The following is a 12,062-nucleotide window of genomic DNA, read 5'->3' on the forward strand; positions in this document are numbered from 1 at the left end:
ACACATGCCTGAAGGTCTGATCGTCAAGGCGCTTAGCGGATATTATTATGTCTCCAGCCTGGATCAGGATGGGCGTCCGGTATCCGGCGAAGCTACGGTACAATGCAGAGCACGTGGCCTTTTCAAGAAAAAAGAGATTACGCCCCTTGTTGGTGATCGGGTCCTTTACGAACTAACTGAAAACGGGGAAGGTATGGTCAAGGAGATTAGAAAGCGTACGACGGAGCTAATTCGCCCTCCAGTAGCTAATACCACGCTGGCCGTGCTGCTGTTTTCCCTGCGTGAGCCGGATTTAAACCTGCCTTTACTGGACAAATTTTTAGTCCATATTGAGCACGCTGGGCTGGATACGATTATCTGTCTGACCAAGCGCGATTTGTATGAAGGCAGCCCTTCAGAGGATGATAAGGTGCTGATGGTTCAGGAAATGTATCGGAAGATTGGTTACGAGGTGCTGGTAACCAGCGCCCGTACTGGAGAGGGTACGGCTGAGCTCAAGAAGCTGTTGGCCGGCCAAATCAGCGTGTTTTCCGGCCAGTCAGGTGTAGGGAAGTCCTCCATGCTTAATGCTTTGGAGCCTGGCTTAACGCTGGAGACGAGCGCCATAAGCAATAAGCTGGGACGAGGAAGACATACGACTCGCCATGTGGAGCTAATTCCTTTAGACAACGGTGGGTTTGTAGCAGATACGCCGGGGTTTAGCCAACTGGATTTTTTAGAGCTGGGTGTGGATGAGTTATCGCCTTGTTTTCGAGAATTCCAACAATATGCGGAAGGATGCAAATTTCGGGGTTGTACGCATATTCACGAACCTGGCTGTAAAGTAAGAGAGGCCTTGGAAGAGGGACATATTTCACAGGGACGCTATGATAGCTATCTGCAATTTTATCAGGAATTAAAAGAAAAAAAACGGAGGTATTGAGCATATGTTAAAAATAGCACCGTCGATTTTATCCGCTGATTTTGCTCGTTTGGGCAGTGAAGTCGCGGAAGTCCAAGCAGCGGGGGCAGACTGGATTCATGTGGATGTTATGGATGGTCATTTTGTATCCAATATTACACTGGGTCCCCCTATCGTTCAGGCTATTCGGCCGCATACAACTCTCCCACTGGACGTTCATCTGATGATTGAGCAGCCTGAACGTTATATTAGTGATTTCGTAAAGGCAGGAGCCAATATCATCACGGTTCATGCGGAGGCTTGTGTTCATTTACATGGTGTCCTTCACATGATCAAGCAGCAAGGCGCTCTGGCGGGAGTGGCTCTCAATCCGGGGACTTCACCATACGCGATCAAGGAAGTGCTGCCCAATGTAGATATGATTCTTGTGATGACGGTTAACCCTGGTTTTGGGGGCCAGTCCTTCATTCCAGAGACGTTGAATAAAATCAGACAAATCCGTGCTTGGTTGAACGAATTGGGTCGTCCAGACGTACATATCGAGGTGGACGGAGGTATTGCGGAGGAGACGGCACCAGCCGTATTTGAAGCGGGTGCTAACGTGTTAGTGGCAGGCAGTGCAGTGTACGGCAGAGCAGACCGTGCAGCGGCTATTGCTGCTATTCGGGATAGTGTCGCTCATTTGTCCAAGTGAAGCTAACTGAAGCACTGTGGATGACCTTAGCGAGCATGCTGACCGGTTTGACACTCAGTTGTTTCTCGCTAGTGAAGACGCCTTGGAATGCTATACTTTCACTTTTGGCTGTTCTTATTGTCCTGTTTTATTTTCGTAAAAATGAACGGCGTGGTTTGCGTATCGGTTTTGTGGTCTGCAGTGTGCTTTATTATATTCTGTTTATTTTTATACTCTCAGCATATCTCTATGTTCGCGGACTTGTCTGATGGTATAGCCTGGGATGGTTGTGCATAAATATGGTTACATGAGCGGGATTCTCATGTAGCCTTTTTTTGTGGGGCAACAACCCTTGACAGGTTGCATAAACTACAGAGAACGGATGCAGGAGGATGATGGGGAGGGTGAGGCATGAAGTTTTACACAATCAAGCTGCCAAAATTTCTGGGTGGATTCGTCAAAGCCATTTTGAATACATTCCAGAAGAACTGAAATCAAAGTAACGTTGACACAGGATGTAGGATGAAGGCGAAAGGTACACAGGAGGCACGCTTCCCGGGCACAGCAGATTGATAGCTCGGCAATAAAAGACAAGAATGCGCGGGAAGTTGCCTGACATTTTGTCCTCCTGAATCAGTGGGATATTATTCGAATAATCAAAAAAGCACCCGTTTAAAACGAGGTGCCTTTTGTTTATAACGATATTTTTTTACGACTACACGCGAGTCACTTTACCGGCTTTCAATGCACGAGTGCTGACATAAACGCGTTTCGGTTTACCGTTAACGAGAATGCGAACTTTTTGTACGTTGACGCCCCAAGTACGGCGATTACGGTTGTTAGCGTGAGATACGTGGTTACCGCTGCCAGGCTTTTTGCCTGTTACAGAACATTTACGAGACATGATTCCACCTCCTATTCTGAAAATAACCAAACTCCATATGGAATGGGTCGCTCTTCAGGCCGACTGGGTCAGCCGGACTTTATAAGTCACTAACCTGAACAAAACAATACTTAAATATAATATCATAGTCAAAAAAGCTCCGTCAACTGATTCAAAAACTTTATTTATTTCTCTTTCGCATTATAGTACAATATGGGATAGCTATTGCTGCGACTATTTTGTTTTTTAATGGAATGTGAATTCTTATTCCAGTCATGCCGGGCAGTTCAGAGGCGGGACCATAATCATCATTCCGGCCAATGATTTTTTGTTGGGCAGTTGACTGGTTTTTCATATTATATGAGCTGTGGAAAGAAACCAGAGGATGGTTACGGAAGCTTACGAAAGGGTGACATTCGTATTCGTCGTCTGGCTTTAGTATAATTCAATTGAACCTTGAACATGTGTTGTGAAGATGGATTGTAAAACAATTGTATTAAGCTAGGAAGGGGAATTCTCTTGAGTAATCGTTCTTTGAATGGAACAGACTTTACCGCGATGGTTTTAGCCGGGGCGGAACAATTACAGCAGCATGCGGAGCATGTCAATTCACTAAATGTATTCCCGGTGCCAGATGGTGATACGGGAACCAATATGAATCTGACGATGAGCGCGGGCGTAATGGAATTGAAGAGGGGAGATTCTTCCTCCATCGGTGTCATGTCCGGCATCTTATCCAAAGGCTTGCTGATGGGGGCCCGCGGCAATTCAGGGGTTATCCTGTCTCAGTTGTTCCGTGGCTTCAGCCGTTACGCTGCCCCATACGAGGAATTGAATACCCTTCAGTTCGCATCGGCATTGCAGAGCGGGGTGGATGCGGCCTACAAGGCGGTGGTTAAGCCGGTGGAGGGTACAATTCTTACCGTGGCGAAGGAAGCGGCCAGACATGCTGTGTTTTTCTCGCGCCGGACGAACGACATCACAGAACTGATGGAAGAAGTGCTTGCCAAAGCAAAGGAAACGCTTGCCATGACGCAGGACATGCTCCCTGTACTGAAGCAAGTAGGGGTTGTAGACTCGGGTGGACAAGGACTTGTGTATATTTATGAAGGATTTATGCAGCATCTTGGAAGCGGATTGGTGACATCTCCAACTTCAAAAGGCGATAGTGTACGCCCGGTTTTTGCTCCTTATGTATCGGAGAGACCTACAGCTGCGCCTGTTGCTCCTTCCCCAGATGCGCCGATTTCTGCGCAGGCGAAGCTCGAAACGGAGAATATTGAATTTTTGTATGATATGGAGTTTTTTTATTAATCGACAATTGGGCGAAGCGCAAGGTACAAATTTTGATGAGGAAGCTTTCCGGAAAGCGTTGTCAGTAGATGGTGATTCGATTATCGTTATTTCGGATGATGATGTCATCAAGGTTCATGTGCATTCGAAGGCTCCAGGTGAAGTCTTGAATCTTGCGCTGCGTTACGGGGAAATTACACAGATTCGAATTTTGAATATGCGCGAGCAGCATCGTGATTTGCTGTCAGCAGGTATGGATGGTGCTCCTGAGCCTGAATGGTTTGCAGAAATACCAACAGAGCCTGCACGTGAGGAGGAGCCATCTGAGCCTCCAGCTCATGAGCTAGCACCTTTTGGCTTTATAGCTGTGGCTTCTGGTGAAGGGATTGCTGATATTTTCAGAAGCTTGGGTGTTGATGTTGTCCTTTCGGGTGGTCAGACGATGAATCCGAGCACAGAAGACTTCGTGAATGCGGCTCGCTCGATTGCGGCTCAACATATTTTTATTCTGCCGAATAATTCCAATATAATCTTGGCTGCTGAACAAGCGCGTGAATTGCTAGAGGTGGAACGTTTGGTGTCGGTGATTCCAAGCAAAACAATTCCTCAGGGCATTGCAGCAGCATTTGCTTACCAAGAGGAAGAAGCCTTTGAGGTAAACCAAGATAATATGCGGGACGCAGTTACCCGTGTGAAGTCTGGACAAGTGACCTATGCGGTTCGGGATACGACACTTGATGATCTGCATATTACAGCGGGCCACTACATTGGTATTCAGGATTCTAAGATCGTGGCGACTGAGGAGCAATTAATGGCAACATCCCGTCTTTTGCTGGCGAAAATGCTGGTGAATGGCGATGAAATTGTTACGATTCTTACAGGTTCGGACGCAAAACAAGAAGAGACAGATCAGCTTGTTGCGTGGCTTGAAGAAAATTATTCGGATGTTGAAGTGGAAGTTCATGAAGGTGGTCAGCCGATTTATCCTTATCTGTTCTCAGTGGAAACCTGATGTGCTTTGGCACACCCATGGTAGTCCACTACAAAGGAGGTCTGACTGATGAGAACTATCATTTTGACAGATAGCACGGCTGATATTCCACAGGAAATAGCAGATCGTCTCGGCATAGTCATTGTACCATTGACGGTGATGTTCGGCAGCACAGCTTACCTGGACGGTATTGAGATGTCAGCTGCACAGTTTTACAGCGAACTGGTACGGGCTGATGAACTACCTACAACGTCACAGCCATCACCAGCCCGTTTTTTGGAGACGTACACGGAGCTGTTGGAGCAATACCCCGAGAGCCAGGTTATCTCTATCCATTTATCCTCCGGTGTGAGCGGAACGTACCAGTCCGCTCTGCTGGGTAAATCCATGTTGGAGAAGCATGAAGATAGAGTGACCGTTATGGATTCCAAGTCGGCCTCGTACGGATACGGTATGCTCGTGGTTTACGCCGCAGAGCTGGCAGCTGCCGGGCAATCCCCGGCTGAAATTATTCAGGGTGTGGAACGTCTTGGAGAACGTCGTTGTTTGTATTTCCTGGTGGATACACTGGAATACTTGCAAAAAGGCGGACGAATTGGCAAGGCAGCGGCTATGGTTGGTACGTTGCTTAACATTAAGCCAATTCTTTCGATTGACAAAGAAGGTATTATTTATTCGGCTGATAAGGCGAGAGGGCATAAAAAAGCGACAGCACGAATTATTGAACTGTTGGAGCGGGATTTAAAAGGCCAAAAAATTAATATTGCTGTGGGTCATACGGCAGATCGCTCGGCGGCAGAAGCGTTTGTGGCTCAGCTGGCAGAGCATTTTGAACTGGGCGATCAAATATATACTGAACTTGGCGCTGTGATCGGAACTCATGTGGGACCAGGAACGATTGGTATTTTTGCATGGCCGGCCGGAGATGAGAGGTAATATGCTGCAATTGGATCAAATACCATTAAAACAAATACACGGCGTGAGTGCTCTCAAAGAAGGAGAGCTTCACGCTTTTGGCATTTCTAACGTGCAAGATATGCTGGAATATTATCCGTTTCGGTATGAAGATTACCGACTGCGATCGCTAAGCGAAGTGAAGGACGGAGATAAGATTACAGTACAGGCGAAAATTATGGGCATTCCGGTGCTTCAGCGTTACGGACGCAAATCAAGGTTAACTTGTAAATTGATGGCTGAGGATTGGATGTTTACTGCAACATGGTTTAATCGGCATTTTTTGAAGGATCAGCTAACATTAGGTCGTGAAATTGTGGTGACTGGGAAATGGGATCTTAAGCGAATGCAGATGACTGTTGCAGACTCTGAGTTCCCTGATAAAGGAGTGGCTCGTTCGGGGACACTTCAACCGGTGTACTCTATAGGTGGCAAGATTACGCAGAGCTGGATGCGAAAAATAATGAATCAGACGCTCCAGCAGTTTGGTGAAATGATTCCCGAGATATTGCCAGATCTGCTGGTACGCAAGTATAGTATGATGCCGCGCAAGCAGGCCATTGCAGGTATACACCAACCTCAGGACAATCGAGAGGGACAAGAGGCTCGGCGACGGATGGTGTATGAGGAACTCTTTTTATTCCAGCTGAAAATGCAGGCATTCCGAGCGTTAAATCGTGGTCGAGCGGACGGGGTGGTGCATACGGTGGATAACGCCACGATCCGTGAATTTGTGAGGGCTTTGCCTTTTGAATTAACGGATGCACAGAAGAAGGTTGAGCTTGAAATACTGTATGATCTACGCTCACCTTATTGTATGAACCGTCTGCTCCAAGGGGATGTTGGGTCGGGGAAAACTGTGGTTGCCGCCATCGGTTTATTCGCAACAGTACGTTCCGGTTTTCAGGGAGCACTGATGGTGCCAACCGAAATATTGGCCGAGCAGCATATGCGGTCGCTTCACAAGCTGTTTGAACCCTTTGGAATCAGCGTGGGGTTACTGACAGGAAGTACAACTGGGAAGAAGCGTAAGGAGTTGCTTGCCGCTCTTCAAATGGGTCTGCTGGATATTGTGGTGGGCACGCATGCCCTTATTCAGGAGGATGTGTATTTCCGCCAGCTTGGACTAGTTGTAACGGATGAGCAACACAGGTTCGGAGTCAACCAGCGTAGTGTACTGCGCCGCAAGGGCTACAACCCCGATGTGCTGACCATGACCGCCACACCGATCCCGCGTACGCTGGCGATTACTGCTTTTGGTGATATGGATGTTTCAACGATATCAGAGCGGCCCAAAGGACGTATTCCAATTTCTACGTATTGGGTGAAGCACGAACTGATGGATCGAGTGCTCGGTTTTATTTCTCGTGAGGTAGATCAGGGACGGCAGGCTTATCTAATCTGCCCGTTGATTGAAGAGTCAGAGAAGCTGGATGTACAGAATGCCATCGATCTGCATATCCAAATGCAGCAGGCTTTTCCACATTATCGCGTTGGGCTGTTGCACGGACGAATGACTCCTGCAGAAAAGGAAGAAGTTATGCGTTCCTTCTATGCAAATGAGGTTCAGCTACTCGTTTCAACCACGGTTGTAGAGGTGGGGGTAGATGTGCCCAATGCGACGCTAATGATTATTATGGATGCAGATCGCTTTGGATTGTCCCAGCTACATCAGTTACGTGGACGTGTCGGAAGGGGCGCACATGCCTCATACTGTGTACTGATCGCTGATCCTAAGTCGGAGGTTGGTCAAGAGCGGATGAAGGTAATGACCGATACGGACGATGGTTTTGAGGTTGCTAGACGCGATCTGGATTTGAGAGGGCCGGGGGATTTCTTTGGCACCAAGCAGAGCGGGTTGCCCGAGTTTCGGTTAGCAGATATGGTAGCGGACTTTGAGGTGCTGGAAAAGGCACGTGAGGATGCAACTGATCTAATCAAGGACTCCTCTTTTTGGACATCTCCGCAGTATGAAGCACTTCGCGGTTATTTGCAAAAAGAGCAGATTTTCCAAGGGGATCTTATCGACTGACCCACCATGAATGGTGAGGATGTTCTAAACGTTTCTAACAGATAGGTACAATGGACAGGCTGACCGTCATATATTTGGGAATGACCGAATGATATGGGAGGTGTGGCAACATTGAGCTATCAGCAATATGGAATTAGTCCGCAATTGGTGGAGCGGATTAAGTTAAAAATGAAAAATCGTGCGCTCAAGGAGCGGGTTAAGCAGCAGATCGAGGGCGTGACCAAAGCAGATCTGCAAAACAAAGCTAAGGTGCGTCATCTTGTGAAGACCACTTCTGCTATTTTAAACGAGCGATTGACGGCTACACAGGAGGAGCAACTGACTGCCTTCGTATTGGCACAAAAAATTGACCCGTCTAATACGTTCCATCTGATCAAGCTATGGGGAATGTTCCGTTGATGCTGTTCGAACGGGTGCTTCAAAGCACTTTCCATGTTTTATGTGAAGCATAGATAAAAAAAAGGATTGCCTGATGTTAGGCGATCCTTTTTGGCTTTATTTAAGGCTTTTGTATTTCATTCCCCGGGCAATAGGCAGTAGTCTTTTAGTGTGAAATTCTATTTGTAATAACCACCAATCTTGATAGACCGTTCCATGGCCTGTACACCTGGACGTACCGTTGTTCGGTGCAGAGAACGCTCCCTAGCCCAGAAAATTGTAAAGGTTAGCACGGTGACTGCTCCAGTAAGCGCATCACGCGAAGGACCAGAATCCGGTTACTGTACGGATGGTTCACCTTGTTCCCGTCTTGCCCGAACCTCCTGGACAATTTTTCTGTTCATTGTTTCCGTCAGCTCATAATTCTTCATTGGAAATACGGAGAGAAATGTCAGAACCCCCGGAATAATTGTAAATAGTAGTGTGAGCCATATAAGGGTTGTATTTGTTTGGACGATATTAGGCTGATAACCCGCTAACGCCAGCGCATAACCACCCACGGCGCTGCCGATTGCGGCCGCCAATTTGGCCCGGAAAACGTTAGCTGAGAAAACCATCCCCTCTGATCTGTTTCCAGTTTTCCACTCTCCATAATCGACGCAATCTGCTAGCATTGTGGACATGACAACATAGTTCAGCCCCACACCGAAAGAAATGATACAGCTGAGAATAAAGACAAGTACAATAGAGTTGCCGCAGAAGAAAAGAGCTATCATGGATATGGAGGTGATTAGCACCCCTGCTATGCTAGTGCCTTTTTTGCCGATCCACTTGGCAATGAACGGAACTGCGACGTTACCTGCGATTTGAAATCCCACGGTTAGTCCCATAAACAGTGGAATGAATGCTTCGGCACCTAGGTTGTATTTGAAATAATACAAAGTAAAGGCATTACGAATGTTGGCAGTCATTTCGATAATAAAAAACGAGATGATCAACAGCCGCAAAGGTCGGTTTTCAATGAAGAATAGGCGGAGTACTCCTTTTAACGTTTGTTTTTCATGGCGAGGCACTACGTGTTTTTCTTTTACGCCAAACACCGTAAACATCATGCAGACGAAGAACAGGCCACAAAGTACAGCAACCGCTCCAGCCCACCCGTTGAAGAAATGGACGAGGGGAAGCGCTACGACATTGACCGTCCACAAGCCGGCACTTGCAACCGTACGAGGAACAGTCACGACCTTGGTTCGTTCTGCAGCTTCTTTGGTTATAGCGGCGGACAGTGACCAATATGGAATGTCCAATATGGAATAGCTAATGCTCCAAGCGATATAGGTAACATAGGCATAAACCAGCTTCCCGGCGGAAGAAAGGTCCGGACTGAGGAAAAGCGCCAAGGTGGTGAGTGTTACCAAGAAAGCCCCGATGAACATGTAAGGTCTAAATTTCCCCCAACGCGTATTCGTGTTGTCGACTGCAATGCCAATAAAGATGTCAACGACCGCGTCAATCACCCGTGCCACCATCAGCAATGTTCCGACTGCAAGCGCATTTAATCCGAAGCTGTCAGTATAGAAGAACATGAGATAAACGGCGGTTAAATTGTAAATAACATTCATCCCATAACTACTCAGTGAGTAAGAGATCAGTGTTTTTAAACTGACTTTGTCGTTATTTTTTGCAGCTGCAGAAGTAAGCATATTTTAACCCCTTTCAAAAATTGACGATCATAACAGCCTGTTATGATATTTTGTTATGAGAACTTGTAAGCGTTATCTTGAGATACAGAATAACAAAAGCTGTGGAAGGAGTACATGATTTTTCTAAAGTAGAAGATAGTAAAAACAAAGATTATTGCATACATTTACGGATTAAGGTTTCATTTTAGGTCTTAGGATATGCTTCTTAATTTATGCTATATTTGTTACGAGGACACCGCCCTTTGGTTAACTATAAAATTCTGAAGCATGGAGGTTAGGGATGGGTGACAATATGATTCAATTTGTAGATACACGTACCAGTTCAAAGCATAAAAATATTACAGATTTAATTCTGTATAATTGTGGCTCGGAGCCTTGTTCTCCCAACCAGGATTTCGGACCTATCGCCAGGGATTTCAATCTTATTCACTTTGTATTAAAGGGTAGAGGCAATCTGGTATTAGATAAGGAAACATATAACATAGAGAAGGGACAGGCTTTTTTAATCCCTGCCAATAAGGCCGCTTATTATCAAGCTGATGAGTACGAGCCATGGGAGTACAGCTGGGTAGGGTTTATGGGGATCAAGTCCGAAATGTACTTGCAGAATATCTCTCTTGTTCAGGATAATCCGTATGTGGTAAGTATCGGAGACATCACTTTTTTTCATTCGACTATTCTTGAAATGCTTCGTATAGGGAATAATACACTTTCTTCATCCTTGGCTATTCAGGGCTATTTATGCCATATTCTCGCCAAGTTGGTGCATGAATCAGGTGAAACGATGCCTGTGAAAGAAGAGCTTCCCTATTCAGTTCAAGCTATCAACTATATGGAGAAAAACTACAACGGTGGCATTCAAATCAGTGAGGTGGCAGAGTATCTCGGACTTCACCCCAATTACTTGACCTCTGTTTTTAAGCAGGAAATAGGTGAAACACCGAAGCAGTATTTAATGAACATTCGGATTAAAAAGGCATGCGAGCTGTTACAGGATACCAGTTACTCTATTCAAGTAATCTCCAATTCTGTCGGTTACTCGGATCAACTGACCTTTTCGCGGGCATTTAAAAATATGATGGGCATTTCCCCCAGCGCTTATCGTGAGAAAATTCTTTGATTTTACTATATATATCTTCTAAAAATACTGGTGCTTGAGGTAGGGTTGTTTTGATATCGTAAAGCTGTTGGTTTTTCCTGCATGGTATTTTAAAGGATTGCGCGGAAGAACTCACTTTACGAGAGGGGAACTGCATGTGGATACACTCATTGCCTTTATTCCAGCCATAGGCTGGGGATTCATGCCAATACTGGCGCAACTGACAAAAGCCAGTCCTCGCGAGCAACTGACGGGGACGGTCATCGGTGCCGTATTGTTCGCACTGTGCCTGTATTCGTACTCACCTGTTAACTTTCAAGTCACACCATTTATTGTGAGCTTTGTCTCTGGTGTGTTTTGGTCCGTAGGACAGTTGCTTCAATTTCAAGCTTTCCAGAAAGTAAGCGTTTCAACGGCCATTCCTATTATTTGCGGGCTGCAACTCATGGGAACGACGCTTTTTGCAGCACTAATCTTGGGCGAATGGACGACCGGGTACCAAATTGGTATTGGATTAGCAGCGCTTATATTTATTTTGTCTGGCATCTTGCTGACGAGCTATCAGGGCAAATCAAGTGGTTTGTCCAAGCCTTTGCCCCTTCAAATTCTTGTCATGTTGGTTTGTTCGGGTATAGCCTTAACCTTGTATGTTATTATTAATCAAATCTTTCATGTTTCCGGTCTGTCGGTCATCTTACCGCAATCACTTGGCATGCTGTGTTCTGCGCTTTTAATGAACTGTAAGGGAGGGCAGAAGCTTCATCTGGTTCAGGTGCTGCGCAATTTGTCTACGGGTTTGTCGTGGAGCGTGGCAAATTTGGCGCTATTCATTTCGAATGGGCTTATTGGAGTCGCTGCCAGTTTTCCGATCTCTCAGGCGAGTATCGCCATCTCCTGTGTTGGCAGTATTCTGATTTTCAGGGAAAAGAAGAGTCCCGGCGAATGGCTTCGTCTACTGGCCGGCATTACGGTAATCATGGTCGGAGTGGGATTGATTAGCCTGGTCAAGCTCTGAGATTTAGCAATTGAATATTAGCGGAATGCGCTGATTACAAACCCGTACCTTTTGAGATAGCTTGTAGCGTACCGTTCTCGTCCAGCGCTGCAAGCTACAGATTGCGGCTGACCGAGGCGGAAATATTAAAAATATTAGCT

At 46.2% G+C, this 12,062-nt stretch carries 10 protein-coding genes and 1 pseudogene; 9 read left to right on the top strand and 2 right to left on the bottom strand.

The window, feature by feature from the left end:
* Nucleotides 1-4: 4 nt before the first annotated feature.
* From rsgA to spoVM, 3 genes are all read left to right on the top strand, one after another.
* A complete protein-coding gene (gene rsgA, locus C400_RS0114885; RefSeq protein ID WP_017427460.1) occupies nucleotides 5-922 on the top strand; it encodes a ribosome small subunit-dependent GTPase A in 918 nt (305 codons plus the stop codon).
* A gap of 4 nt (nucleotides 923-926) precedes the next feature.
* Nucleotides 927-1,595: a ribulose-phosphate 3-epimerase gene (gene rpe / locus C400_RS0114890; protein WP_016822345.1), complete on the top strand. Its 669-nt coding sequence runs from the start codon at nucleotides 927-929 to the stop codon at nucleotides 1,593-1,595.
* A gap of 390 nt (nucleotides 1,596-1,985) precedes the next feature.
* On the top strand, nucleotides 1,986-2,066 hold the full coding sequence (gene spoVM / locus C400_RS26235; protein ID WP_010345573.1) for a stage V sporulation protein SpoVM: 81 nt from the start codon (nucleotides 1,986-1,988) through the stop codon (nucleotides 2,064-2,066).
* A gap of 223 nt (nucleotides 2,067-2,289) precedes the next feature.
* Here the strand turns inward: spoVM and rpmB are convergent, their stop codons facing one another.
* Nucleotides 2,290-2,478, bottom strand: a complete 189-nt coding sequence (gene rpmB, locus C400_RS0114900) for a 50S ribosomal protein L28 (RefSeq protein WP_013310881.1) — start codon at nucleotides 2,476-2,478, stop codon at nucleotides 2,290-2,292.
* 498 nt (nucleotides 2,479-2,976) lie between these two features.
* Here rpmB and C400_RS0114905 point away from each other — a divergent pair.
* The 4 genes and pseudogenes from C400_RS0114905 (at nucleotide 2,977) to C400_RS0114920 (ending at nucleotide 8,126) form a co-directional block, all read left to right on the top strand.
* Nucleotides 2,977-4,762: pseudogene (locus C400_RS0114905) on the top strand (DAK2 domain-containing protein).
* 48 nt (nucleotides 4,763-4,810) lie between these two features.
* Nucleotides 4,811-5,677 carry a DegV family protein gene (locus C400_RS0114910; RefSeq protein WP_016822343.1) on the top strand — a complete coding sequence of 289 codons (867 nt, stop codon included), beginning with the start codon at nucleotides 4,811-4,813 and terminating at the stop codon, nucleotides 5,675-5,677.
* A 1-nt stretch (nucleotide 5,678) separates the two neighbouring features.
* On the top strand, nucleotides 5,679-7,727 hold the full coding sequence (gene recG / locus C400_RS0114915) for an ATP-dependent DNA helicase RecG (protein WP_017427461.1): 2,049 nt from the start codon (nucleotides 5,679-5,681) through the stop codon (nucleotides 7,725-7,727).
* 111 nt (nucleotides 7,728-7,838) lie between these two features.
* A complete protein-coding gene (locus C400_RS0114920) occupies nucleotides 7,839-8,126 on the top strand; it encodes a stage VI sporulation protein F (protein ID WP_016822341.1) in 288 nt (95 codons plus the stop codon).
* A 317-nt stretch (nucleotides 8,127-8,443) separates the two neighbouring features.
* Here C400_RS0114920 and C400_RS0114925 read toward each other — a convergent pair whose 3' ends face one another.
* A complete protein-coding gene (locus C400_RS0114925; RefSeq protein ID WP_017427462.1) occupies nucleotides 8,444-9,808 on the bottom strand; it encodes an MFS transporter in 1,365 nt (454 codons plus the stop codon).
* A 280-nt stretch (nucleotides 9,809-10,088) separates the two neighbouring features.
* Here C400_RS0114925 and C400_RS0114930 point away from each other — a divergent pair, with 280 nt between their 5' ends.
* Nucleotides 10,089-10,928, top strand: a complete 840-nt coding sequence (locus tag C400_RS0114930) for an AraC family transcriptional regulator (protein WP_017427463.1) — start codon at nucleotides 10,089-10,091, stop codon at nucleotides 10,926-10,928.
* 136 nt (nucleotides 10,929-11,064) lie between these two features.
* Nucleotides 11,065-11,922: a GRP family sugar transporter gene (locus tag C400_RS0114935; RefSeq protein WP_017427464.1), complete on the top strand. Its 858-nt coding sequence runs from the start codon at nucleotides 11,065-11,067 to the stop codon at nucleotides 11,920-11,922.
* Nucleotides 11,923-12,062 lie beyond the last annotated feature (140 nt).

The sequence above is a fragment of the Paenibacillus sp. ICGEB2008 genome (genome assembly GCF_000307675.1).
Classification (GTDB): domain Bacteria; phylum Bacillota; class Bacilli; order Paenibacillales; family Paenibacillaceae; genus Paenibacillus; species Paenibacillus polymyxa.